This is a genomic window from Bradyrhizobium sp. ERR14 (assembly GCF_014198235.1).
In the GTDB taxonomy this organism is placed as follows: Bacteria; Pseudomonadota; Alphaproteobacteria; order Rhizobiales; family Xanthobacteraceae; genus Bradyrhizobium.
On record NZ_JACIHD010000005.1, the window covers coordinates 425,597 to 449,877 of the forward strand.

Sequence of the window (24,281 nt, forward strand, 5' to 3'; positions counted from 1 at the left end):
GGCAGCACTCCGACCCTGCACAAGTTGGCATGGGAGGTCTTCGTTCGGCGCTGCCTTTACGCCTATCCGGCACGGCTGTATCCTTCATCCCAACGATCCCGCCCAGATCGAACCAATAAATCACCTGACAGGGAGTGCAGCCATGGCTGTGTCGCAGGCTATTCCGATCACGCGCCATCCGTTCGCGAATGGGTCCTACAAGCAGATGCTGATCGACGGGAAGTGGGTCGACGCAGCCTCAGGCAAGCGCTTCGAGACTCACAACCCTGCCACCGGCGAATTGCTCGCAACCGTCGCCGAGGGCGACAAGGAAGACATCGATCGTGCGGTTGCCGCCGCCCGCCGCGCCTTCGAGGGCCCCTGGAGCAAAGTGAAACCGTTCGAGCGGCAGAATCTGCTGCTCAAGCTCGCCGATCTCGTCGAGAAGAATTTCGACGAATTGTCGCAGCTCGACACCCTCGACATGGGTGCGCCTCTCAGCCGCACCCGGGCCTATCGTCTGCGCGCCGTCGGCATGCTGCGTTATTACGCCGGCCAGACCACGGCGATCCACGGCGAGACCATCGAGAACTCGTTGCCCGGCGAAATCTTCTCCTACACGCTGAAGGAGCCGATCGGTGTCGTCGGCGCCATCATTCCCTGGAACGGCCCGCTGACCGCGACGATCTGGAAGATCGGCCCGGCGATCGCGACCGGCTGCACCGTGGTGCTCAAGCCCGCCGAAGAGGCGCCGCTGACCTCGCTGCGCATCGCCGAGCTGGCGATGGAGGCCGGCATTCCGCCCGGCGTCGTCAACGTCGTGCCCGGCTATGGCGAGACCGCGGGCGCCGCGCTCGCCTCGCATCATGACGTCGACAAGGTCGCCTTCACTGGCTCGCACGTCACGGGTCAGTCGATCATCCGCGCCTCCGCCGGCAACTTGAAGCGTGTTTCGCTCGAGCTCGGCGGCAAGTCGCCGGACATCGTGTTCGCTGACGCCGATCTCGATGCCGCAGTACCTGGCGCGGCGATGGCGGTGTTTGCCAATTCGGGGCAGATCTGCAGCGCCGGCACGCGCCTTTTCGTCGAGCAGTCGATCTACGAGGAGTTCGTCGGCCGCGTCGCCGAGTTCGGCAAGAAGCTGCAGGTCGGCAACGGTCTCGATCCCAATGTGCAGATCGGCCCGCTGGTGTCCGAGCAACAGCTCGAGCGCGTCACCGGCTATCTCGACATCGGCCAGAAGGAAGGCGCGAAGGCGCTCGCCGGCGGGGGCCGCGTCACCGAGGGGGCATTGTCGAAGGGCTTCTTCGTCTCGCCGACCGTGTTCGCGGGCGTTCAGGACAACATGCGCATCGCGCAGGAGGAGATTTTTGGCCCCGTCATCTCCGCGATCGCATTCAAGGACATGGACGAGCTGGTCAAGCGCGCCAACAACACCACCTTCGGCCTCGGTTCGGGCCTGTGGACGCGCGACGTCAGCAAAGCGCATGCGGTCGCAAAATCGCTGCGTGCCGGTTCGGTGTGGGTGAACTGCTACCAGGCCATGGACCCGGCCGTGCCCTTCGGCGGCTACAAGATGAGCGGCTATGGCCGCGAGTCCGGCAAGCAGCATGTCGAGGAATATCTCAACGTGAAGGCCGTCTGGGTCAAGACGGCCTAGCGGCTGTGCTCTCCGCCTTCCGCGAGAGGGAATATCTGCTTTTGTGGGGCGGCGCCTTTTCCGGGGGCCGCCCCTCGCTATATGATCCGCATCCTTCCAAAGTAATTCGGGGTCAGCATGAAATTCGAGGCGTTGTTTAGACCGTTGCAGGTCGGTCCGTACAAGCTTGCGCATCGCGTCGCTATGGCGCCGCTGACACGCATGCGGGCCGAGCGCGCGAGCTTTTCTCCGAGGCCGCTCAACGCCGAATATTACGGCCAGCGTGCGACGCAAGGTGGCCTGCTCATCGCCGAAGCCTCGCCGGTGCTCTCGCATGGCCGCGGTAATCCGGCGACGCCCGGCATCTATTCGGAAACGCAGATCGCCGGCTGGCGCAAGGTGACGGATGCGGTGCACGCCAAGGGCGGCATCATCTTCCTCCAACTCTGGCATGTCGGCCGCGTCTCGCATTCCTCGTTCCACGGCGGCGAGCTGCCGGTTTCGGCTTCGGCGATCCCGATCAAGGCCGAGGGCATGAAGGCGATGACGGCCGACGGCAAGATCTCGGACTATGAGACGCCGCGCGCGCTGGAGACCGAGGAGGTCAAGGGTATCGTCGAGGCCTTCCGGCAGGGCGCGAAGAATGCGCTCGCGGCCGGCTTCGACGGCGTCGAGATCCACGGCGCCAACGGCTATCTGCTCGAGCAATTCCTGCAATCGCGCAGCAACCAGCGCACCGATGAATATGGTGGATCGATCGAGAACCGCGCGCGGCTGCTGCTGGAGATCACGCAGGCCGCGATCGACGTCTGGGGTGCGAACCGCGTCGGCGTGCGGCTGTCGCCGCACGGCATCGCCAATGATTCCGGCGAGCCCGATCCGATGCCGCTCTACACCCACGTGGTGAAGGCGCTCGACAAGCTCGGCCTCGCCTATCTGCACTTCATCGAGCCGCGATCGAGCGGCTCGGGTCGCGCCGAAGTCAACTGGCAGAATGTGCCGTCGGCGATGCTGCTGTTCCGCCCGCTCTACGGTGGCGTGCTGATGACCGCTGGCGGCTTTACCGGCGAGACCGCGAATGCGGCGATCACCGATGGACACGCCGACATCATCGCCTTCGGCCGCATCTTCATCTCCAATCCCGATCTGCCGCGCCGCCTGCAGCACGACTATCCGATCACGCCGTACAACCGCGCGACGTTCTACGGCGGCGAGGAGAAGGGGTATACGGATTATCCTGTTTATGACGAGCTGACGCCGGCCTGATCTCTTCCGTCATCCGGGGCGATGCGCAGCATCGAATTATGGTGCGCAATTGCGCACCGGAGAATCTCGAGATTCCGGGTCTGGTGCTTCGCACCATCCCGAAATGACAGCAGGGAAAACACAAATGGCCAAAGCCGCAGCCGCCGCAGGCCTCGCCACCGGGCAATGCCTCTGCGGCAAGGTCACCTTCGAGATCGATATCCCTGCGCGCTGGGCCTGGCACGATCACTCCGCCTCCAGCCGCCGCGCTCACGGCGCGGCGTACGCGACCTATGTCGGCAGCTGGAAGAAGCGGTTTCGCATTACGTCAGGCAAGACGGCGCTGACGCGCTACGAGGACAAGTCCACCAGGACCACGCGCAGCTTCTGCTCGCAATGCGGGACGCCGATTGCCTATGAACGTCCGCGCGGTCCGCACATGGTCAACATCCCGCGTGCGCTCTTTAGGGAGCGCACCGGCCGCCAGCCGCTCTATCACATCGCGATCGAGGAGCTGCAGGAATGGGCCTATACCGGCGAGCCGCTGGTGCCGCTGAAAGGCTTCCCCGGCGTGGTCTGGCAGCGCTCGAAAAAGAAGAAGCGGTCGGGTGGCGAGGACCCGTTCGAGCTGGGGCGGGAGGAGATGTAATGCGCAACGTACTCCGCTCTCGTGCCCCGGACGCGGTGCGGCACGAAGTGACGCTCCGCTGAGCCGGGGCCCATACGGCGGAGAATGCGGTGAGCAACTGGGTCCCGGCTCTGCGCCGCACCGCTGCGCGCTGTGTCGCGTCCGGGACACGAGCGGGGTTTCCATGCAACGCAGCCATGACCACGCTTCCTTGCGCGCCTCCCGCGACTTCGGCCATCATGCTTTCAGTCCTTGCGGCAACGTCCGCTCCTGGAGGAAACATGAAGAACAAGATCACCGGCCGCTCCGCCTTTCTCGCGCTGCTCAAGGACGAGGGCATCACGCATCTGTTCGGCAACCCCGGCACCACCGAGCTGCCGATCATGCATGCGCTGAAGGACCATCCAGACCTCACTTATGTGATGGCGATGCAGGAGAGCCTGGTGGTCGCGATCGCCGATGGCTATAGCCGCGCTTCGGGAAAGCTCGTCGCCTGCAACGTCCATGTCGCGCCCGGCCTCGGCAACGCGATGGGCTCGCTCTACAACGCCCAGTTCACGGGTACGCCGATGATCCTGACCGCCGGCCAGCAGGAGCAGGGCCATGGCCTGATGGAGCCAGTGCTGTATGGCCCGCTGGTGCGCATGGCCGAACCGCTAGTGAAATGGGCGGTGGAGGTGACGCGGCTGGAGGATCTGCCGCGCATCGTGCGCCGTGCCGCCAAGATTGCGACGACGCCGCCGACGGGGCCGGTGTTCATCTCGCTGCCCGGCGACATCCTCAACAGCGAAGCCGGGATCGATCTCGGCCGCTCCACCCGCATCGACGCGCGGACAAGGCCGTCGGACGAAGCGCTCAAGGCGTTTGCTGCGCGCCTGCTCAGGGCGGAGCGTCCCGTCATCGTCACCATGGACGAGGTGGTCAAGAGCGATGCGCTGAAGGAGGCCGCCGAACTTGCCGAACTGCTCGGCGCGGCGGCCTTTCAATCCTCAACGCCCTATGGCTCGCACTTCCTGTCGGAGAGCCCGAGCTTTGTCGGCACGCTGGCACGCGTGCAGAAGGTCGCGCGCGATACGCTTGCGCCATACGACCTCTTGATCGCGCTCGGCGGCGATCCGTTGCGGATGTCTGTTTATAGCGAGGTCGATGCGCTGCCTGATGGTCTCGGCATCGTGCAGATCGGCCTCGTCGACTGGGAGATCGCCAAGAACTACGGCGTCGAGATCGCCCTGAAGGCCGATCTGAATGAAACCTTGCGCGCGCTGATTCCGGTGCTGAAGGAGATGGGTGGCGCGACACTGGCGAGCCGCGCCAAGCAGCGTCTCGCCGAACTCGCGCCGAAGAACTGGACCGCACGCCGCGCGGCGCTGATCGAGCAGATCGGCAAGAGCGCTGGCCGCACGCCAATCGATCCGGACTTCCTGGTGCTGCAGATGGTCGAGGCCATGCCTGACAATGCCATCCTGGTCGACGAAGGCCTCACCTCCAGCCGTCAAGTGACGGCGCTGCGGCCGCATCGCGATCGCTACGGTTATCACGGTCTTGCCTCGGGCGGCATCGGCTGGGGCCTGCCGGCCTCGGTCGGCGCCAGCATCGCCAATCCTGATCGGCCGGTCGTCTGCTTCTCGGGCGATGGCAGTGCGATGTATTCGATCCAGTCGCTATGGACCGCGGCGCATCACAAGCTGCCGCTCAACGTCGTCATCGTCAACAATGGCGGCTACCGCATCATCAAGCAGCGCCTGCTCGCCTTCCACGGCGACGACAATTATGTCGGCATGGATTTCGTCGATCCGCCCGTGGATTTCGCCGGCGTCGCCAAGGCGCTCGGCTGCGAGGCAATCAAGGTGAGCGATCCCCGCGAGCTGAAGGCGACGCTGGCATCGGCGTTCAATCGGCCGGGGACGAAGCTGATCGAGGTGATGGTGGACGGGAGGGTGTAGGGCAGGCTGCCTCCACGGCGTCGTCCCGGCGAACGCCGGGACCCATACCAGAGCTAATCCCGAACAACGAGTCTTCGCCAAACCACTCCCTGGGGTTATGGGTCCCGGCGTTCGCCGGGACGACACCTAGGACGTGGCAACTACCCCTTCCTCCCCACCCTATACCCGGCCGCCGGATGCGGCGCATCGAGCCTTGCGCGGCCGGCGCCGAACAGCTTCTCCCGCAGCGTGCCCTTGGCGTATTCCGACTTGTACCGTCCGCGCCGCGTCAGCTCCGGCACCAGCATGTCGGCAATATCCTCGAAATCGCCTGGCGAGATCGCAAACGCGACGTTGAGGCCGTCGACGTCGGTCTTCTCGAACCAGTCCTCGATTTTGTCCGCAACCATTTCCGGCGTGCCGACCACGACAGGGCCGGCGCCGCCGATGCCGACATGCTCGATGACGTCGCGCACGGTCCAGACGCGGTCGGGATCGCCCCGGGTGACATTGTCGAGTGCACTGCGGCCGGCATCGTTCTGGACGTGACGGACCTGCTGGTCGAGCTCGTAGCCGGAGAAGTCGATGCCGGTCCATCCCGACATCAGGGCCAGCGCGCCTTCCGGATTGATATGCGACCGGTAGTCGGCATATTTCGCCGCGGCATCTGTTTCCGTGTTGCCGAGGATGATCGTCATCATGTTGAACATCAGGATCTCAGCCGGATCGCGGCCGACCGCGGCGGCCTCCTGGCGGATCGCGGCGACGCGCGGCCCGATGATCTTGGCCGACGGTCCCGACATGAACACGCATTCGGCATGCTTGGCCGCGAACTGCCGGCCGCGCGGCGAAGTGCCGGCCTGGTACAGGACCGGCGTGCGCTGGGGCGAGGGCTCGCTGAGATGGATGGTGTTGTTGATGCGGTAGTTCGCGCTCTCGTGATTGATGCGGTGAACCTTGCTGGGATCGGTGAAGATGCCCCGCTTGCGGTCGCGCAGCACGGCGTCGTCCTCCCAGCTCCCTTCCCAGAGCTTGTAGACCACCTCCATATATTCGTCCGCGATGTCGTAGCGGTCGTCATGCCCGGTCTGCTTGTCCTTGCCGGCGCCACGCGCGGCACTGTCGAGATAGCCGGTGACGACGTTCCAGCCGATCCGGCCCTCGGTGAGATGGTCCAGCGTCGACATCCGCCGCGCGAACGGATAGGGCGGCTCGAACGACAGATTGCTGGTGACGCCGAAGCCGAGGTCTTTCGTCACCGCGGCCATCGCCGAGAGCAGCAGCAGCGGCTCGTTCGACGGTGTCTGTGCTGCGTTGCGCAAGGCAGCGTCAGGACTGTTGCCGTAGACGTCGTAGACGCCGAGCACGTCGGCCAGGAACAGCCCGTCGAAACGGCCGCGCTCCAGTGTCCTGGCAAGATCGATCCAGTAGGGCAGGCGGTTATACTCGGCGGTGCGGTCGCGTGGATGAGTCCACAGGCCCGGCGACTGGTGCGCGACGCAATTCATCGCAAAGGCATTAAGCCTGATCTGCTTGGCCATGATCGTTCCCCGGCGCTCTATACTGAGCGCTCTTCGAATGGTAGATGTGCGCCCGAACTTGGCGAAGTTCTTGCATATAACCTGCGCTTGGCAAGGCCAAAATCAGCGGGCTGCCGCCCTTGGCAAGCCAGTCTCAAGAGAGCAAGAACGAAATCCCAAGAGAAGTTCAAGAGAACTCCAAGAACTATCGACGTCCCCGCCACTTTCGAAGGGCCACCTGTCTCGGGTAGGGTCCTTTGTCTCAAAGTCTCGAAAAGCAAGTCATGACCAGAGCCGACGCCATCGCCCGCGCCCGTGATGATTTCAAATCCGGTGCGTTCCTCGCTGAACTCGACCGCCGCGTCGTCTTCAAGACCGAAAGCCAGAATCCCTCGCGCGGCGCCGAGCTGCGCGCCTATCTGGAACAGGAAATGCAGCCGGCGTTTGCCGCGCTGGATTTTACCAGCCGCATCGTCGAGTCCCCCAGTGGCAAGTCGCCGTTCCTGTTCGCCGAGCATCACGAAAACGCCTCAGCGCCCACCGTGCTGATCTACGGCCATGGCGACGTCGTCGACGGCATGGAGGGCGAGTGGCGCGAGGGCCGCGATCCCTGGCGCACGACGGTTGCGGGCACGCGGCTCTATGGCCGCGGCACCGCCGACAACAAGGGCCAGCACAGCATCAACATGGCGGCACTCCGCGCGGTGCGCGACGCCCGTGGCGGCAAGCTCGGCTTCAACGCCAAGTTCATCGTCGAGATGGGCGAGGAGATCGGCTCGCCCGATCTGGGCAAGGTCTGCGACCTCAATCGCGACGCGCTCAAGGCCGACCTGTTCATGGCCTCCGACGGGCCGCGCCTGTCCGCCGACCGCCCGACGCTGTTCCTGGGATGCCGCGGCGGCATCCGCATTCATCTCGATGTGAACCTGCGCGATGGCGGCCACCATTCCGGCAATTGGGGCGGCGTGCTCGCCAACCCCGCGACCATTCTGGTGAATGCCATCTCGACGCTGGTCGACGGCCACGGCCGTCTCCAGCTCGACGCCCTGAAGCCGCCGCGCCTCACCAACCAGATCCGCAGCTATCTTGGCGACGTACAGGTGGTGCCGACCGAGGACGAGCCGGCGCTTGCCGAGAACTGGGGCGAGGAGGGGCTGTCGGCCGCCGAGCGGCTTTACGCCTGGAACACGCTGGAAGTGCTGGCGATGTCATCGGGCAATATCGAGAAGCCGGCCAACGCCATTCCGGGCCATGCCAATGCTGTGCTGCAACTGCGTTTCGTGGTCGGCACCGAGGTCGGCGGCCTGATCGAGGCGATCCGCGCGCATCTTGTCCAGAAGGGCTTTTCGATGGTCGAGGTGCGGGCGGCGCAGAGCTTTGCTGCATCGCGCACCGATTTCGACAGCCCCTGGATCAAATGGGCGGCGGATTCGGTGAAAGAGACCACCGGCAAGCCGCCGGCGGTGCTGCCGAACTTCGGCGGCTCGCTGCCCAACGACGTATTCTCCGAGATCCTGGGTCTGCCGACGATCTGGGTCCCGCACTCCTATCCCGGCTGCTCCCAGCATGCGCCCAATGAGCACATCCTGCTGCCATTGACGGAAGAAGCCTTGACGGTGATGGCCGGCCTGTTCTGGGATCTCGGGGAATTGCCCAAGCCGCTGACCTGAGCCCATTAACCTCTGCCGCAAGCCAGCCGAAAGTCACATTCTAATCCGGCCCAATCTGTGCTTGCATCCGGGCCGCATCATCCTGAAAGGGGACCAAAAAAGTGAAACATTTCCGTAGCATTGGGCTCGCGCTCGCCGCGACCTTCGCCGTCAGCCAGGCCGGGGCCCAGGAGCTGACAGGCACGCTGAAGAACATCAAGGACACCGGCGCCATCACGCTGGGCTTCCGCGACTCCTCGATCCCCTTCTCCTATCTCGACGACAATCAGAAGCCCGTCGGATTTGCGATGGACATCTGCTACAAGATCGTCGACGCGGTGAAGAAGGAGCTCAAGCTCGACAAGCTCGAGGTCAAGCTCAATCCGGTGACGTCGGCGACCCGTATCCCGCTGATGGCGAACGGCACCATCGACCTCGAATGCGGCTCGACCACCAACAATGCCGAGCGCCAGAAGCAGGTTGCTTTCACCAACACCCACTACCTGACCGCGAGCCGCTACGTCTTCAAGAAGTCGAGCGGCCTGAAGTCGATCGAAGACCTCAAGGGCAAGACCGTGGTCTCGACCGCGGGAACCACCAACATCAAGCAGCTGACCGAGGCCAACGTCGAGAAAAAGCTCGGCGCCAACATCATTCCGGCCAAGGACCACGCCGAAGCCTTCCTGATGGTCGAGACCGACCGCGCGGTCGCCTTCGTCATGGACGACATCCTGCTCGCCAGCCTCGTCGCCGGCTCGAAGTCGCCGGACGACTACGTCATCTCCAAGGACGCATTCTCCAAGCCCGAGCCCTACGGCATCATGCTGCGCAAGGACGATGCCGCCTTCAAGAAGGTGGTCGATGCGGCGACCGCGGCGCTCTATACGTCCGGCGAGGCCCAGAAGATCTATGACAAGTGGTTCACCGCCAAGATCCCCCCGAAGGGCCTGAACCTCAACACGCCGATCTCGGCCGAGCTGAAGAACGAGTTCGCCAAGCCGACGGACTCGCCGAACCCGGACGACTATAAGTAAGATAACCTCGATCTTTCGATCGGGATCATGTCCGGCCACTCTTGACACAGGGGTGGCCGGACATTTGCATAGGCGGCCAGGATATCTCTGACTGGCGCGTTCGCGCGGGGGACACGTGAACTATAACTGGAACTGGGGAATCTTTTTCCAGCCGAACCCGATGGGGACGGGCACCTATCTCGACATGCTGCTGTCGGGCCTGGCGCTGACCCTGAAAACCGCGGCGCTGGCCTGGGTCATCGCGCTGATCACCGGCTCGATCGTCGGCGTCATGCGCACGCTGCCGTCGAAGGGGGCGAACTGGTTCGGCTTCGCCTATGTCGAATTCTTCCGCAACATGCCGCTGTTGGTGCAGCTGTTCCTGTGGTTCTTCGTGCTGCCGGAGCTGCTGCCGAAGGCCGCCGGCATTTGGCTGAAGCAATTGCCGAACGCGCCGTTCTGGACGGCGGCGATCGGCGTCGGCTTCTTCATGTCGGCGCGCGTGGCCGTGCAGCTGCAGGCCGGCATCGGCTCACTGCCGCGCGGGCAGAAGATGGCGGCGACCGCGCTGGGTCTGACCACCGCGCAGGGTTATCGCTATGTGCTGCTGCCGATGGCGTTCCGCATCATCCTGCCGCCGCTGACGTCCGAATTCCTCAACACCATCAAGAACACGGCGGTCGCGATCACCATCGGCCTGCTCGAGCTGACCGGACAGGCGCGCTCGATGCAGGAATTCTCGTTCCAGGTGTTCGAGGCCTTCACCGCCGCGACCATCCTCTATCTCCTCGTCAACGCCGTCGTGGTGACCGCGATGCGCTTCCTTGAGCGCTGGGTCGCGATCCCCGGCTACATCACGGGGAAATAAGCGATGTTCGGCAATCTCGATTTCGACGTCATCCGCCGCGCGCTGCCCTATCTGTTCTACGAGGGCATGACGTTCACACTGACGCTGACGGGCCTTGCAGCCCTCGGTGGCCTCGTCTTCGGCACGGCGCTCGCCCTGATGCGCCTGTCGGGCCTCAAGCTGCTCGGCCGGATCGCCGGGGTCTATGTCGACTTCATGCGCTCGCTGCCGCTGGTGCTGGTGATCTTCTGGTTCTACTTCCTGGTGCCCTATATCGGGCAGTGGCTGACCGGCGCCTCGCGCCCGATCAGCGTCGGCGCGTTCGCATCCTCGCTCATCACCTTCATCATGTTCGAGGCGGCGTACTTCTCCGAGATCATGCGCGCCGGCATCCAGTCGATCTCGCGCGGCCAGCCGGCCGCGGCCAGCGCGCTGGGGCTGACCTACGCCCAGACCATGCGCTACGTCGTGTTGCCGCAAGCCTTCCGCAACATGCTGCCGGTCCTGATCACGCAGACCATCGTGCTGTTCCAGGACACCTCGCTGGTCTATGTCCTCTCGATCACGGACTTCCTGGGAGCGGCGAGCAAGGTCGCGCAGCGCGACGGGCGTCTCGTCGAAATGTATCTGTTCGCAGCCGTCGTCTACTTCACCATTTCCTGTATCGCGTCCTTCGGCGTCCGTCGCCTCCAGGCGCGCATCGCCATCATTCGATAGAGCGTGTCGGTCATGATCGAAATCAGCCACGTCAACAAATGGTACACTCCGAGCTTCCAGGTGCTGACCGATTGCACCACCAGCGTCACCAAGGGCGAGGTCGTGGTGGTCTGCGGACCGTCGGGCTCGGGCAAGTCGACGCTGATCAAGTGCGTCAATGCGCTGGAGCCGTTCCAGAGCGGCGACATCAGCGTCGACGGCACCAAGGTCAACGACCCCAAGACCAATCTGCCCAAGCTGCGCTCGCGCGTCGGCATGGTGTTCCAGCACTTCGAGCTGTTCCCGCACCTCAAGATCATCGACAATCTCTGCCTCGCGCAGCAGAAGGTGCTGGGCAGGTCGTCTGACAAGGCGGTGACGAAGGGCATGATGCTGCTGGATCGCGTCGGCCTGAAGGAACAGGCGCAGAAGTTTCCCGCGCAGCTTTCCGGCGGCCAGCAGCAGCGCGTGGCGATCGCGCGCGCGCTTGCCATGGACCCGATCGTGATGCTGTTCGACGAGCCGACCTCGGCACTCGATCCCGAAATGGTCAGCGAAGTGCTCGACGTCATGGTCGATCTCGCCCATGAGGGCATGACCATGATGGTCGTCACCCACGAGATGGGGTTTGCCCGCAAAGTGGCCAATCGCGTGATCTTCATGGACCGCGGCGAGATCGTCGAGGATGCGGCGAAGGACGATTTCTTCGGCCAGCCGCGCAGCGACCGCGCGCAGAAGTTCTTGTCGAAGATTCTGTCGCATTAGCTCCCCCCCGGGACGCGCCTCTTGGCGCGGGCCCGGAATCCATCGGGCGGCAGTACGCGAGGTAAGATGGATTCCGGGCTCATTCGCTTTGCGAATGCCCCGGAATGACGGATCGAGGGTTTATCGGGCTCGCCAAATCTCCTATACCGGTGGCCAAATCCCCCTTCCCCCAGGAGACCTGCCTTGGACCCGATCGCCTACGTCAACGGCTCATTCGTCCCGCTCTCGGACGCCAAGATCTCGGTCCTCGATCGCGGCTTCCTGTTCGCTGACGGCATCTATGAGGTCTCGGCCGTGCTCGACGGCAAGCTGGTCGACAACGCCTCGCATCTGGCGCGGCTGGAGCGCTCGGTCGGCGAGATCAGCTTGAAGCTGCCGGAGACGGTCGAGCGCATCACCGAGCTGCAGAAGGAGCTGATCGCGCGCAACAAGGTCGCCAACGGCCTGGTCTATCTCCAGGTGACACGCGGCGCCGACAAGGGCCGCGACTTTCCGTTTCCCAAGGGCGACGTCAAGTCGAGCCTGGTGATGTTCACCTCGGAGAAGGACATCATCAACGCCGCATCAGCCAAGACTGGCATCAACGTCATCACGGTGCCCGACATTCGCTGGGAGCGGCGCGACATCAAGAGCGTGGCCTTGCTGGCGCAGGTCCTGGCAAAGCAGGCTGCGGCTGAGGCCGGCGCCGGCGAAGCCTGGATGCTGGAAGATGGCTACGTCACCGAGGGCGGTTCGTCCTCGGCCTTCATCCTCACCAAGGACGACGTCATCGTGACCCGCAAGAACTCCAACGCGATCCTGCCGGGCTGCACCCGCAAGGCCGTGGTGGCGCTCGCCGAGGAACGTCAGCTCCGCGTCGAGGAGCGCTCGTTCACGGTCGCCGAGGCGCTTGCCGCGAAGGAGGCTTTTGCGACGTCGGCTTCACTGTTCGTCCAGCCGGTGGTCGCGATCGACGGCAAGACCATCGGCGACGGCAAGCCCGGCCCGATGGCGACGCGCCTGCGCGAGATCTACGTGGAGTTCGCCAAGGCGACGGCGGTCTGAGCCGCGCACTCGGCTGCCGTAGGGTGGGCAAAGGCGCACTTGCGCCGTGCCCACGTCCTCTCTCGCTTTAGCTGCAGAACGTGGGCACGCTCCGCTTTGCCCACCCTACGAGACCTGCGCTGAGGCGCGTGTTGTGACCTACGCCACCGACGCCTTCACCTTCACCGGATGAACCGCACGGAACGCGATCGCGATCCTGTTCCAGGCGTTGATGGCGCCGATCAGCATGGTCAGGTTCACGGTCTCTTCCTCGGAGAACTGCGCGCGGACCTGCTCGTAGACGTCATCAGGTGCATGCGTCTGCGAGATCAGCGTGACCGATTCCGCCCAGGCCAGCGCGGCGCGCTCGCGATCGGTGTAAAGCGGGGATTCGCGCCAGGCATCGAGCAGGTAGATGCGTTGCTCGGTCTCGCCGCGCTTGCGGGCGTCCTCGGTGTGCATGTTGATGCAGAAGGCGCAGCCGTTGATCTGTGACGCCCGGATCTTGACGAGCTCGATCAGCGATTTCTCGAGCCCCGTGGACTGGATCTGCGTCTCCAGCGCCATCAGCGCTTTGATCGTATCCGGCGCGGCCTGATAGTAGTTCATGCGGGGTTTCATGGTCGTTCTCCTTGCTTGCTGGGTTGAGTCAGTGGGCGCCACCGGCTGAGGTCTGGCCGGGCTTCTTCAGGAACAGGACGGCGGCGAGCGCGACGATCAGCGCCATGCCGAGCAGATAAAACGTGTCGCTGAAGGCTAGAATGTACGCCTGCTTCTGCACGATATGGCCAATCGCGACATACGCGCGATGCGCTGCATCCGCACGGTCGAGGATGCCGTGATTGACGAAATATTGCGTGAGCTGTTCCAGCCGTGTGCGGGTGGCCTGCTCGAACACCGAGACCGACTGCATCAGCACATTGGAGTGATACTGCTCGCGTTTGGTCAGCACGGTCTGGAGCAGTGCGATGCCGACGGCGCCGCCGAGATTGCGCATCATGTTGAACAGGCCCGAGGCCGAGCCCGCGTTCTCCGGCTCGATGCCGGCGGTAGCGACCGCCGAGAGCGGCGCCATCACCAGCGCCTGGCCGATGGCGCGGACGACGTTGGGCCACAGCAGCTGGTCGGCGGCGTAATCATTGGTCATATAGATGTTCATGAAGTTGGAAGCCGCGAACAACACGAAGCCGACGCCGATGATGATCCGCGCATCGAACTTTTGCATCAAGCGCGGCACCAGCGGAATCAGCAGGAGTTGCGGCAATCCGGTCCAGGCCAGCACCATGCCGATCTGCTCGGAATTGTAGCCCTGGATGCGCGACAAATACTGCGGCAGGATGAAGACCGAGCCGTACAGCGCGATGCCGAGCAGGAAATTTGCGAGCATGCCGAAGCCGAAATTGCGGCGGACGAGCAGGCGCAGGTTGAGCAGCGGCTTCTTCACCGTGAGCTCGATGATCAGGAAGGCGGTCAGCGCGGCTGCCGCGATCACTGACAGCTTGACGATGAAGGGCGAGCCGAACCAGTCGTCCTTGTTGCCTTCCTCCAGCACGGTCTGCAGCGCCGATAGCCCGATCGCCATGGTGATGATGCCGGCCCAGTCGCCGTCGCGCAGCAGCGCCAGCTTCATCGGCTTGGGCTCGAGCGCGTACCAGAGCATGCCGACCATCACCGCGCCGGGAATGAGGTTGACGTAGAAGATGTACTCCCAGCCAAAATTCTCGGTGAGATAGCCGCCGATGGTCGGGCCGATCGCCGGCGCGAACGTCGCCGACAGCGCGAACAGCGCAAGGCCGACCGGCTGTTTTGCGCGCGGCAGCAGCGTGATGATCAGCGTGAACGCCATCGGAATCAGCACGCCGCCGGTAAATCCCTGCACGGCGCGCAGCACGATCATCTGCGGCAAATCCTGCGCAAGTGCACAGGCCGCCGAGAGGATCAGGAACAGGATCGCGTTGGTCAGAAGATAAATCCGGATCGAGAACACCTGCGCCAGCCAGCCGGACAGCGGGATCACCACGATCTCAGCGACCAGATAGGAGGTCGAGATCCAGCCGCCGTCGTCGATGCCGGCGCCGATCGCACCCTGGATGTCGGCGAGCGAGGCGTTGACGATCTGGATGTTCAACACCGCCATGAAGGCGCCGAGCGTCGCGCCGATCACGGCGACCCAGGTTTTTGCGGATACGGCCGGCGTGCTCGGAGCTGCGGGGGCGGCGAGATTGGTGGCGGCGTCGAGGGTCGGTTGCAGCGTGCTCATGAAGGCCTCGTCTCGGGTACGGAGACAGGATGCGTCAGGCGAATGGTTTCGATAATCGATGAAGCTGCGGAAGGATCGTTCGGCAGGATTTGATAATCCCGCCGAGGCCTTCCGGCTTCAGCCGCCGTTCGGGCGGGACGTGTTGCCGGCGAGGCGCTTCGCCGTCTCGCGCTCTGCCAGCACCGCCTGCTTGGTGTCGACCGTCGGCACCGCCGACATGCCGGGGCGCAGCAGGCCGGTGAGGCTGTGGTCGTCGAGCACGATCTTCACCGGCACCCGCTGCACGATCTTGGTGAAGTTGCCGGTGGCGTTGTCGGGCGGCAGCAGCGCGAATTCGAGCCCGCTCGCGGGCGACAGGCTGTCGACATGGCCGTGCAGGGTTCGATTGCGAAAACTGTCGACGTGCAACTCGACCGGCTGACCCGGCCGCACATGCGTGAGCTGGGTCTCCTTGAAGTTGGCGACCACGTAGACCGCATCGAGCGGCACCACCGCCATCAATTGCGTGCCGGCTTGCACGTACTGGCCGACGCGCAGCGAACGGGCGCCGACGGTGCCCTCGACCGGCGCGGTGATCTCGGTATAGGACAGGTTCAACGCCGCCTGCTGTGCGACAGCGCGGGCCCGTTCGAGCTGGGCCGCCGCCTGGGCGCGCTGGGTGGTGAGCACGTCGATCTTGCGCTGAGCGGCCAGCAGGCCGGATTTCGCGTGCTGCAATTGCGCGCTGCTCGCGCGTAGCGCCGCGTCGGTCTGCTGCGCGCGCTGGATCGTGCCGGAGCCGGTCTTCATGAGGTCGTCGTATCGGGCGCGCTCTTCCTGCGCGAATTTCAGGTTGGCGTCGGCTGCAGTGACGTCAGCCGTGCTCTGCTCGATGATCGGCTGTTGCAGCTCGAGCTGGGCATCGATGTTGCGCACCGAGGCTTCGCCGGCGGCGACGTCGGCTTTGGCCTGGTCGAGCGCCGCCTTGAAGTCGCGATCGTCGATCTTGGCCAGCGCCTGGCCCGCCTTCACCTTTTCGTTGTCACTGACCAGCACCTTGGCGATGTAGCCGGAGATTTTTGGTGCGATGATCGTGGAGTCAGCCTTCACATAGGCATCGTCGGTTGTCTCGAGGTAGCGGCCGTTGGTCCAGTAATCGTGCCCGTAATAGACAGCGGTTGCCGTGCCCGCGAGGAACGCGAGCGCCAGCGCCGCGCGCCGCACCCTGTTCCGGGCCGGGGCAGTCGGCGGGGTCTTGGGGTTATCGGGGGTGATTTCAGTTGCCTGCTGAAAAGTCTCGGCGCGGGGCATCTCGGACATGGAAGTCTCCTATCGGCGTCCTGAGACTATTGGTCTTTCTGGGCTTGGTGATAATCGAGGAAACGCTGGAAGGATTATCCATCAGAGCTGGATAATCCGGAGAGGTCGCCTTGGTTGTGATGTCTAGCGAACCAGACCCGCGACTGCCCCAGCGGGATTGCCGCGCCCGTCGAGCGATTGCTGCTAACGCATGCGTCCTGCTCCACGCGAAGCTTCATGCGAGGTGAAATCCCGTGTTTTGATAGATAATCGGGGTGAATTCCTTGCGATTATCCATCAAAGGCGGATAATCAGGTGCCATGGATCGATTGACCAGCCTCGAAGTCTTCAGCCGGGTGGTAGAGACCGGCGGCTTCTCTGCAGCCGCCCGCAAGCTCAACATGTCGACCACCATGGTGAGCAATCACGTTCAGGCGCTGGAAGACCGGCTCGGGGTGAGGCTGCTTCAGCGGACCACGCGCAAGGTCAACCTCACCGAGATCGGCAAGGCCTATTACGACCGTTGCGTCCAGATCCTCGCCGACATCGAACAGGCCGACGATATCGCAGGCGAATTGCAGTCGGTGCCCCGCGGCACGCTGCGCATCCACGTCGCCACGCATATGGTGCAGTTCGTCGCGCCTGTCGTGGCAAAGCTTCTGTCGACCTATTCGGACCTCAAGGTCGATCTGCGCATGGGCGAAGGCGACGTCGATCTCATCGAGGAAGGCTACGACGTCGCCTTGCGCATGACCTCGCCGCCGGATTCAAGCCTGATCGTCCGCAGCCTCGCTACCTGGCGTCACGTGCTGTGCTGCTCGCACGATTATCTCGAGAAGCACGGCCGGGTGCAGAAGCTCGACGAGCTCGCCGCGCATAATTGTGGCCGGCACCTGAATTACCCGTTCGGCGATGAATGGCGCTTCCTCGATCGCAAAGGCGCACCGGCCTCCGTACGCATCTCGGGCAGCTTCGTCACCAATAGCGGAGAAGCGCTGCGCAAGGTCGCACTGGAGGGGGCCGCCATCTGCCTGATGGCGGGATTTCTCATTCAGGACGACCTCGAAGCCGGCCGTCTCGTGCGCCTCTTGCCGGAATATCGGACGATCGAGCTGTCGATGAACGCGGTCTATCCGCATCGTCATCATCTGTCGGCAAAGGTCAGGACCTTCATCGACCTGCTCGCGCACCACAGCGCCGAGCAGCAAAAGCTGATCAATCCGTATTCGTGAGCCGCGCCGGCAGCGGCCGTGTCGTAGGGTGGGCAAAGGCGCCTTTGCGCCGTGCCCACGATCTGTCAATTGGTGGACAGAAGACGTGGGAACGCTTCGCTTTGCCCACCCTACGAAAGCGTCAATGCGGCGGCGGCAGCCGTCCGAACAGCTTTTCAACCGACAAGCCGATCGCGAGCAGGTGGCGATCGCTTCCGGCAGGGCCATCGAGTTCAAGTCCGATCGGCAATCTGCTGGTGGCGCCGAGTGCGATCGGGATCTGGATGCCGGGAATACCGGCATTGCTGCCGGGATCGGTGTTCTGGATGAACAGCCCGAAGTTTTCGAGGCTGCTGGAGTCTGGGTTGGAGGCGATTGCGACGCGCGGCGTGGTCGGGAAAGCGATGGCGTCGAGCCGATGATCGGCGAAGGTCCTGGCATAGAGCGCCTGCAGCGCCGGTCGCGCGGTCTTGATCGCCGCGTCGTAGATCGGCCTGGCATCGAGCAGCGTATTGTCCGGACCCGGCAATTTGCGCGGGATGACGAGGCCATCATAGGTGCCCTTCACGTCGGGGCTCGCAATCTCCCTCGCCAGCGCTTCGATGGTGAGGCCCGTGCCGGTGCGGGCGAGATATCCGACCATGTCGTCATAGGCTTCGTACAGCGCGACCGGGAAGCCGACCTGGCCGTTGAGTTCGGCGAGCTGCGGCATCTCGACCTCGACGACCGTGACACCCTGAGCCTTCATCCGCACGATGGCGGCCCGGAGGGCGGTTTCGGTGTCGGCATCGAGATTGGTCAACATCGTCTTCACGATGCCGATCCGCACCTGCTTCAGGTCGGCCGGTAGGGCCGCCTCGCCATTCGTGATGACGCGATCGAGCAGCTCGACGTCGGCCATGGTCGCAGCCATCGGGCCTGCGGTGTCGCGCGTATGCGAGATCGGGGCGATTCCTTCTTGCGGATAGCGGCCGATGGTCGGGCGCAGCGAGGCGCATCCATTCAGCGCGCCGGGCACGCGCACCGATCCACCCGTGTCGGTGCCGAGCCCGCCTGCGACGATCCGCGCGCCGATCGCAGCACCGGTCCCTGACGAGGAGCCGCCGGCGATCAGGGTGCGGTCATAGGCGTTGCGCACGCCGAACTCCGCGCCGGTCTTGAACGCGGTGTTGTAGCCGGAGATGCCGAAGGCGAGCTCGTGCATGCTGGTTTTGCCGATGATGACCGCGCCCGCAGCGCGCAGCTTTGCCACGACGGGCGCATCGGCCTTCGGAACGTAATCTCTGAGTGCTGGTGTGCCGGCGCTGCAGGGCAGTCCCGCGACCTCGATGTTGTCCTTGATCACGACGGGCACACCGCCGAGCGGCTTGTTCTTGTCGCCCGTCGTGTCGAATGCCGCAGCGGCCTTCAGGGCGCCGGCCTCGTCCAGCGTGACGAAGGCATTGAGATCGGCATTGGCCTTGGCGCGGGCGAGAGCCTCCGTTGTGAGCGCGGTACTCGTGATTGAACCGGCGCGGAGGGCGGCCGCGGCCTGGGTCAGGGTCAACTGGTCGAAATCCATGATGCGTCACCCGATTGGTGGGCAGCCATCAAGGCCCCCCGGGGATAGAGGCTGAAGCCTCGCCGGCTCCGCGTCAACCGGTGGCGCGCAGCTTTGCCGGCGACGACGGGTGGAGTTCATTGAACAGCCGCTCGACCTCGATCTTCGCCTTTCCGATCGCGGCGTCCTTGACCGGGCCGTAGCCGCGAATGTCCATCGGCACTGCTGCGATTGCGACGAGACCTGGTAGATGCGCCGCATCGAACCTGCCGAGCATCCGCTCGATCAAACCTTCATACCAGGCAATCAGCTCGCGCTCGGTGCGCCTTTCCCGGGTGTAGCCGAACGGATCGAACCGCGTGCCGCGCAGCCCCTTCAGCCGCGCGAGCATGGCGAGCGGCATCTGGATCCATTGGCCGAAGGCGCGCTTGCGCGGACGCCCCCGTGCGTCGCGCCGCGACGGCAGGAAGGGCGGGGCGAGGTGATACTGGACGCTGAAGCCGTCCTCGAATTCGCGCTTCAGCTCGTCGAGGAATCCGCCCTGCATGTGCAGACGCGCCACCTCGTATTCGTCCTTGTAGGCCATCAGCTTGAACAGGGCGCGTGCGACGGCCTCGGTCAGGGCCTCGCTGTTCAGGACAGCTTCGGCGCGGCGGACCCTCGCGACGGTCGCCCGGTAGCGCGCCGCATAGGCGGCGTCCTGATAGGCAGTGAGGAATTCGGCGCGCCGCTCGATCATCTGGTCGAGCGTCTCGATCTTGGGCGCTTCGTCGACTTTCGGCAAAAAGTCCGGATCGGCGGCCGCAATCCGGCCCCAGGCAAAGGCCTGCTTGTTGCGCTCGACGGCGACGCCGTTGAGCTCGATTGCACGCAGCAGCGCTTGCAGTGAGATCGGCACCAAACCGCGCTGCCAGGCAAAGCCCAGCATGATGATGTTGGCATAGACGGCATCGCCGAGCAGCCGTTCCGCTAGCGCGTTGGCGTTGATGGTGCCGAGATTGCCCTCGCCGATGACTTGGCCGATTGCACGCAGGCGCGCGGGGGAGGCGAGATCGGCGTCGCCGAAGCGGACGACGTCGCCGGTCGGCATCTCCGCGGTGTTGATCGCGGCGCGCGTGCCGCGGCGGTAGGTGCCGGAGGCCTTCGGCGAGGAGCTGACGACGAGATCGCAGCCGATCAGCGCATCGGCTGCGCCCTGGTCGATACGGACCTGATGCAGCGCCGCAGGGCTCGAGGCGAGGCGGATGTAGCTCAGCACGGGCCCGAATTTCTGCGCGAAGCCGGTGAAGTCCAGCACTGAGACGCCGCGGCTTTCGAGGTGCGCCGCCATGCCTATCAGCGCGCCGACAGTAATCACGCCGGTACCGCCGACGCCGGTCACCAGCAGGTCGTAAGAACGGTCGAGTGCCGCCGTCGCGGGCAACGGAAGTGTGGCGGCGCGCCCAACGGCGTCGATCTGGCTCGCGCTCTTCTTGCGACGCGTCGCGCCTTCGACGGTCACAAAACTCGGGCAGAAGCCGTTGAGGCAGGAAAAATCCTTGTTGCAGGTCGACAGGTTGATCTGGCGCTTGCGGCCGAACGGCGTCTCCTTCGGCTCGACGCTGAGGCAGTTGGATTCCACCGAGCAGTCGCCGCAGCCCTCGCAGACGAGATCGTTGATATAGGCGAAGCGCTTCGGGTCGGCCATCTGCCCGCGCTTGCGCCGGCGCCGCTTCTCCGTGGCGCAGGTCTGCTGATAGATCAGGACCGAGACGCCGGGGACATCGCGCAGCTCGCGCTGCACGGCATCCATCTCCTCGCGCGGATGAAGGGTGACGCCGGCCGGCAGGTCGGCAGGCGAGAACTGTGCCGGATCATCCGACACCAGCGCGATGCGCGTCACACCTTCGGCGCGGACGCTGTGGGCGATGGCATGCACGCTGATGGGACCGTCGACCGGCTGGCCACCGGTCATCGCGACGGCGTCGTTGAACAGGATCTTGTAGGTGATGTTGGCCTTGGCGGCGATCGCCTGCCGGATCGCCATCGAGCCGGAGTGGTAATAGGTGCCTTCGCCGAGGTTCTGAAAGATGTGCTTGTGGCCGGTGAAGCGTGACGACGCCGCCCAGTTGACGCCTTCACCGCCCATCTGGATCAGTGACGAGGTCTCCCGGTCCATCCAGCTTGCCATGAAGTGACAACCGATGCCGGCCAGCGCCTTGGAGCCTTCAGGTACCTTTGTTGACGTGTTGTGCGGGCAACCCGAACAGAAATACGGCGTGCGCGTCGCGCCAGAGACGTTGATGGTGCGTGCGGCCTCCGGCATCAGAGCGGCCGCGCGTGCGGCGAGATTGAGGCCTGGAAACATCGGATCAAGCCGGCGCGCCAGCACGCCCGCGAGCGCGCGAGGCGACAATTCGCCGATCCAGGAGATCAGCCTTGCCCCGGTTTCATCGTGCTTGCCGACCATGCGCTCCGGCTTGCTGCCAGGATAGTCGTAAAAATATTCCTTGAACTGGCTCTCGATAATGCCGCGCTTCTCCTCGACCACGAGGATCTCGCGCTTGCCCTTCACAAAATCCATGGCGTCATGCAGCGCCAGCGGCCAGACCATGCCGACCTTGTAGACGTCGATGCCGATGCGGCGGCAGGCGGCCTCGTCAAGGCCCATCAGCCGCAGGGCCTCCATCAGGTCCAGATGTGCCTTGCCCGTGGTGACGATGCCGTAGGTGGCGTCCGTAATGTCGTAGATGTGACGGTCGATCGGATTGGCCTTGGCGAAGGCGTAGACCGCGTGCTTCTTCGCCTCGAGCCGCTCCTCGATCTGCGGGCCCGGCAGATCAGGCCAGCGATAATGCAGGCCGCCTGGCGGCGGCGTGAACTCGGGCGTGCGGAAGTGGCGCGGCGGCTGCAGCGCGACGGAGGCGCCCGACTCGACGATCTCCGAGATCGCCTTGAAGCCGACCCACATGCCGGAGAAGCGACTCAGTGCATAGCCATATTCGCCGAACGCGAGATACTCGCCGACGCTTGCGGGATGCAGCGTCGGCATGAACCAGCTCATGAAGGCGACATCGGACTGGTGCGGCATCGAGGAGGAGACGCAGCCATGGTCGTCGCCGGCGACCACCAGCACGCCGCCATGCGGCGAGGAGCCGTAGGCATTGCCATGCTTCAGCGCATCGCCGGAGCGATCGACGCCCGGGCCCTTGCCGTACCAGAGGCCGAACACGCCATCGACCTCGCGATCTCCTTGCGTCTCGACCTGCTGCGAGCCAAGCACCGCGGTCGCGGCGAGGTCCTCATTCACTGCGGGGAGGAATTCGATGCGGTCCCGCTTCAGCCGCTCCTGGATGCGCCAGAGCTCGAGGTCGATGCCGCCGAGCGGCGAGCCGCGATAGCCTGAGATGAAGCCGGCCGTGTTGAGCCCCGCGGCCCGGTCGCGCCTGACTTGGTCGAGCGCGATGCGGACGATGGCCTGTGTGCCCGTAAGGAAGACGCGGCCGTGTTCGCGATCGTAGCGATCGGAGAGTTCGTAGGGGTCGAGTGACGGAAAGGCGTCCATGCGGACCTCCCGCGGCATCCTTGCCGGATGAGCGGAGGGTAGGCCCTGATGGTTGGTAGGTCTTACCTATTTTTCCTAGCTGCAAGCTGATTCTGGTAAATTGTCCCGGATTCGGCTATCATGCGGTAGAATACACCAGATTGAGCCGATCGATGATCGAAGACCAGGACACCCGGATTCTCGCCCACCTCCAGAAGGACGGCCGCGCCACCAACCAGCAGCTCGCCGACGAGGTCGGCATGTCCACCTCTGCCTGTTGGCGACGCGTGCGCGCGCTGGAGGAGGCCGGCATCATCCAGGGCTATGCGGCGCTGGTCGCGCGCGAGCAGGCGGGCTTTGCGATGTCCGCCATTCTCCACGTCTCGCTGGAACGGCACGATGCAAAGTTCGTCGACGAATTCGTCGCGCGGGTAACCAAACGCCGCGAGGTGCTGGAGTGCTTTGCGACCACGGGCGACGCCGATTATCATTTGCGCGTCGTCGTGCAGGACATGGCGGCCTACAACCGATTTCTCGACGAGTTCATGTTCCGCATTCCCGGCATCCGCTATGTCCGCAGCAACGTGGTGCTGAAGGAGATCAAGTCGAGTGTGGCGCTGCCGTTTTGATTCCCGAGAGGTGCCGTAGGGTGGGCAAAGCGAAGCGTGCCCACGATCTTTCACGACGGAAAAAGATGGTGGGCACGGCGCAAGAGCGCCTTTGTCCACCCTACGGCACCGGTGCTGCGGGGCCGCTAGTGCCCCTCCCGCACAAACCTGTTCCGCAACGTCCCGACACCGGTGATGTCGATCTCCACGACGTCACCGTGCTTGATGTCGGGCGAGGCGCCGTCCGTGCCCATCCAGATCACGTCGCCGGGCCATAAGGTAAAATACTTGGTCAGCTCGACCAGGAACGGCACCACGCCGAAGATCATGTCGTTGGTCGCGAAGCGATTGGTCTCGTTGCCGTTGACCCGGACGATCGTTTCCATCTGTTCGAGATCGGCTTCGGTCTCGATCCACGGCCCCATCGGCTTGAACGTGTCGGCGTTCTTCGAGCGCCACGGGCTACGATCGGCCTTCTGCCAGCTGCGCTCGCTGACGTCGTTGCCGATGGTGTAGCCGAACACGCAATCCATCGCGTTGTCCTCCGTGAGATGCTTTACCTTCTTGCCGATGACGACGACGAGCTCGCCCTCGTAGTGGATTTTCTCCGTCGCAAAGGACGGGATCACGACGTCCTCGTCATGTGCGATCAGCGCGTTCTGGGCGCGATAGCCGATCTCGGGACGGTCAGGCACGGCCGGCACGGTGCCGGCCTTGTCGGCGGCTTCCTTCAGGTGCTTGAGGTAGTTCAAGCCGACGCAATAGAAGGTGCGGGGGATCAGTGGCAACTCGATCTTCACGTCCGACAGCGAATGCGTGCGCGAGCTGCGTTGCCATTCGTCGAAGGGATCGCCTTCGACTGCGATTACCTTGTCGTCCTCGATGATTCCCCACGAGGTCTTGCCTGCATCAGTAAATTTCAGCCAGCGCATGCC

Annotated in this window: 19 protein-coding genes; 12 read left to right on the forward strand and 7 right to left on the reverse strand. The window is 64.2% G+C overall.

Translation table 11 applies throughout. The annotated features are described in order from the left end of the window. Positions 1-142 precede the first annotated feature (142 nt). The 4 genes from GGD62_RS18075 to GGD62_RS18090 all read left to right on the forward strand — a co-directional run bounded on the left by GGD62_RS18075 (position 143) and on the right by GGD62_RS18090 (position 5,434). Positions 143-1,639: an aldehyde dehydrogenase family protein gene (locus GGD62_RS18075; protein WP_018321502.1), complete on the forward strand. Its 1,497-nt coding sequence runs from the start codon at positions 143-145 to the stop codon at positions 1,637-1,639. A gap of 117 nt (positions 1,640-1,756) precedes the next feature. Then, positions 1,757-2,884, forward strand: a complete 1,128-nt coding sequence (locus GGD62_RS18080; RefSeq protein WP_183709272.1) for an alkene reductase — start codon at positions 1,757-1,759, stop codon at positions 2,882-2,884. 124 nt (positions 2,885-3,008) lie between these two features. Next, positions 3,009-3,512, forward strand: a complete 504-nt coding sequence (locus tag GGD62_RS18085; protein WP_018321504.1) for a GFA family protein — start codon at positions 3,009-3,011, stop codon at positions 3,510-3,512. Positions 3,513-3,772: 260 nt separating this feature from the next. Next, complete coding sequence (locus GGD62_RS18090) at positions 3,773-5,434, forward strand: thiamine pyrophosphate-binding protein (protein ID WP_183709273.1); 1,662 nt, start codon at positions 3,773-3,775, stop codon at positions 5,432-5,434. Between the two features lie 140 nt (positions 5,435-5,574). On the opposite strand, the gene GGD62_RS18095 is transcribed toward GGD62_RS18090, so the two are convergent. Continuing rightward, positions 5,575-6,954 (reverse strand): LLM class flavin-dependent oxidoreductase, encoded by a 1,380-nt coding sequence (locus GGD62_RS18095; RefSeq protein WP_183709275.1) that lies wholly within the window; start codon positions 6,952-6,954, stop codon positions 5,575-5,577. 263 nt (positions 6,955-7,217) lie between these two features. Between GGD62_RS18095 and GGD62_RS18100 the strand changes: the two genes are divergently transcribed. The 6 genes from GGD62_RS18100 to GGD62_RS18125 all read left to right on the forward strand — a co-directional run bounded on the left by GGD62_RS18100 (position 7,218) and on the right by GGD62_RS18125 (position 12,947). Continuing rightward, positions 7,218-8,603, forward strand: coding sequence for a M20 family metallopeptidase (locus tag GGD62_RS18100; protein ID WP_183709277.1), 1,386 nt, complete (start codon positions 7,218-7,220; stop codon positions 8,601-8,603). A 101-nt stretch (positions 8,604-8,704) separates the two neighbouring features. After that, positions 8,705-9,616, forward strand: a complete 912-nt coding sequence (locus GGD62_RS18105; protein WP_018321508.1) for an amino acid ABC transporter substrate-binding protein — start codon at positions 8,705-8,707, stop codon at positions 9,614-9,616. A gap of 115 nt (positions 9,617-9,731) precedes the next feature. Continuing rightward, on the forward strand, positions 9,732-10,463 hold the full coding sequence (locus GGD62_RS18110) for an amino acid ABC transporter permease (RefSeq protein ID WP_183233351.1): 732 nt from the start codon (positions 9,732-9,734) through the stop codon (positions 10,461-10,463). Positions 10,464-10,466: 3 nt separating this feature from the next. Then, positions 10,467-11,159 carry an amino acid ABC transporter permease gene (locus tag GGD62_RS18115; RefSeq protein WP_018321510.1) on the forward strand — a complete coding sequence of 231 codons (693 nt, stop codon included), beginning with the start codon at positions 10,467-10,469 and terminating at the stop codon, positions 11,157-11,159. A 12-nt stretch (positions 11,160-11,171) separates the two neighbouring features. After that, positions 11,172-11,903, forward strand: coding sequence for an amino acid ABC transporter ATP-binding protein (locus GGD62_RS18120; RefSeq protein ID WP_018321511.1), 732 nt, complete (start codon positions 11,172-11,174; stop codon positions 11,901-11,903). A gap of 183 nt (positions 11,904-12,086) precedes the next feature. After that, positions 12,087-12,947 carry a D-amino-acid transaminase gene (locus tag GGD62_RS18125; protein WP_179731731.1) on the forward strand — a complete coding sequence of 287 codons (861 nt, stop codon included), beginning with the start codon at positions 12,087-12,089 and terminating at the stop codon, positions 12,945-12,947. Between the two features lie 138 nt (positions 12,948-13,085). Here the strand turns inward: GGD62_RS18125 and GGD62_RS18130 are convergent, their stop codons facing one another. The 3 genes from GGD62_RS18130 to GGD62_RS18140 all read right to left on the reverse strand — a co-directional run bounded on the left by GGD62_RS18130 (position 13,086) and on the right by GGD62_RS18140 (position 16,485). Then, on the reverse strand, positions 13,086-13,547 hold the full coding sequence (locus GGD62_RS18130) for a carboxymuconolactone decarboxylase family protein (RefSeq protein ID WP_183709279.1): 462 nt from the start codon (positions 13,545-13,547) through the stop codon (positions 13,086-13,088). A gap of 28 nt (positions 13,548-13,575) precedes the next feature. Beyond that, the gene (locus tag GGD62_RS18135; RefSeq protein ID WP_183709281.1) at positions 13,576-15,186 is read right to left on the reverse strand and encodes an MDR family MFS transporter; all 1,611 of its coding nucleotides are present in this window, start codon (positions 15,184-15,186) and stop codon (positions 13,576-13,578) included. Positions 15,187-15,303: 117 nt separating this feature from the next. Then, on the reverse strand, positions 15,304-16,485 hold the full coding sequence (locus GGD62_RS18140; protein WP_183709283.1) for an HlyD family secretion protein: 1,182 nt from the start codon (positions 16,483-16,485) through the stop codon (positions 15,304-15,306). Positions 16,486-16,784: 299 nt separating this feature from the next. Here GGD62_RS18140 and GGD62_RS18145 point away from each other — a divergent pair, with 299 nt between their 5' ends. Next, the gene (locus tag GGD62_RS18145) at positions 16,785-17,696 is read left to right on the forward strand and encodes a LysR family transcriptional regulator (RefSeq protein ID WP_183709285.1); all 912 of its coding nucleotides are present in this window, start codon (positions 16,785-16,787) and stop codon (positions 17,694-17,696) included. A gap of 121 nt (positions 17,697-17,817) precedes the next feature. Here GGD62_RS18145 and iaaH read toward each other — a convergent pair whose 3' ends face one another. Together iaaH and GGD62_RS18155 are read right to left on the reverse strand one after the other, a co-directional pair. Continuing rightward, complete coding sequence (iaaH, locus tag GGD62_RS18150; RefSeq protein WP_183709287.1) at positions 17,818-19,236, reverse strand: indoleacetamide hydrolase; 1,419 nt, start codon at positions 19,234-19,236, stop codon at positions 17,818-17,820. Positions 19,237-19,309: 73 nt separating this feature from the next. After that, positions 19,310-22,759, reverse strand: coding sequence for an indolepyruvate ferredoxin oxidoreductase family protein (locus GGD62_RS18155; RefSeq protein ID WP_183709289.1), 3,450 nt, complete (start codon positions 22,757-22,759; stop codon positions 19,310-19,312). Positions 22,760-22,911: 152 nt separating this feature from the next. On the opposite strand from GGD62_RS18155, the gene GGD62_RS18160 reads away from it, so the two are divergent. Then, on the forward strand, positions 22,912-23,367 hold the full coding sequence (locus GGD62_RS18160) for an Lrp/AsnC family transcriptional regulator (protein WP_183709291.1): 456 nt from the start codon (positions 22,912-22,914) through the stop codon (positions 23,365-23,367). Between the two features lie 125 nt (positions 23,368-23,492). Here the strand turns inward: GGD62_RS18160 and GGD62_RS18165 are convergent, their stop codons facing one another. Beyond that, the gene (locus GGD62_RS18165) at positions 23,493-24,278 is read right to left on the reverse strand and encodes a fumarylacetoacetate hydrolase family protein (protein ID WP_183709293.1); all 786 of its coding nucleotides are present in this window, start codon (positions 24,276-24,278) and stop codon (positions 23,493-23,495) included. Positions 24,279-24,281: the final 3 nt, after the last annotated feature.

Bases quoted from the DNA above. Each gene is read 5' to 3' on its own strand.
- GGD62_RS18100 (WP_183709277.1), top strand. From the start codon at position 7,218: ATGACCAGAGCCGACGCCATCGCCCGCGCCCGTGATGATTTCAAATCC.
- GGD62_RS18120 (WP_018321511.1), top strand. From the start codon at position 11,172: ATGATCGAAATCAGCCACGTCAACAAATGGTACACTCCGAGCTTCCAG.
- iaaH (WP_183709287.1), bottom strand. From the start codon at position 19,236: ATGGATTTCGACCAGTTGACCCTGACCCAGGCCGCGGCCGCCCTCCGC.
- GGD62_RS18165 (WP_183709293.1), bottom strand. From the start codon at position 24,278: ATGCGCTGGCTGAAATTTACTGATGCAGGCAAGACCTCGTGGGGAATC.
- GGD62_RS18090 (WP_183709273.1), top strand. From the start codon at position 3,773: ATGAAGAACAAGATCACCGGCCGCTCCGCCTTTCTCGCGCTGCTCAAG.
- GGD62_RS18140 (WP_183709283.1), bottom strand. From the start codon at position 16,485: ATGTCCGAGATGCCCCGCGCCGAGACTTTTCAGCAGGCAACTGAAATC.
- GGD62_RS18085 (WP_018321504.1), top strand. From the start codon at position 3,009: ATGGCCAAAGCCGCAGCCGCCGCAGGCCTCGCCACCGGGCAATGCCTC.
- GGD62_RS18080 (WP_183709272.1), top strand. From the start codon at position 1,757: ATGAAATTCGAGGCGTTGTTTAGACCGTTGCAGGTCGGTCCGTACAAG.
- GGD62_RS18155 (WP_183709289.1), bottom strand. From the start codon at position 22,759: ATGGACGCCTTTCCGTCACTCGACCCCTACGAACTCTCCGATCGCTAC.
- GGD62_RS18095 (WP_183709275.1), bottom strand. From the start codon at position 6,954: ATGGCCAAGCAGATCAGGCTTAATGCCTTTGCGATGAATTGCGTCGCG.
- GGD62_RS18135 (WP_183709281.1), bottom strand. From the start codon at position 15,186: ATGAGCACGCTGCAACCGACCCTCGACGCCGCCACCAATCTCGCCGCC.
- GGD62_RS18115 (WP_018321510.1), top strand. From the start codon at position 10,467: ATGTTCGGCAATCTCGATTTCGACGTCATCCGCCGCGCGCTGCCCTAT.
- GGD62_RS18130 (WP_183709279.1), bottom strand. From the start codon at position 13,547: ATGAAACCCCGCATGAACTACTATCAGGCCGCGCCGGATACGATCAAA.
- GGD62_RS18145 (WP_183709285.1), top strand. From the start codon at position 16,785: ATGGATCGATTGACCAGCCTCGAAGTCTTCAGCCGGGTGGTAGAGACC.
- GGD62_RS18160 (WP_183709291.1), top strand. From the start codon at position 22,912: ATGATCGAAGACCAGGACACCCGGATTCTCGCCCACCTCCAGAAGGAC.
- GGD62_RS18075 (WP_018321502.1), top strand. From the start codon at position 143: ATGGCTGTGTCGCAGGCTATTCCGATCACGCGCCATCCGTTCGCGAAT.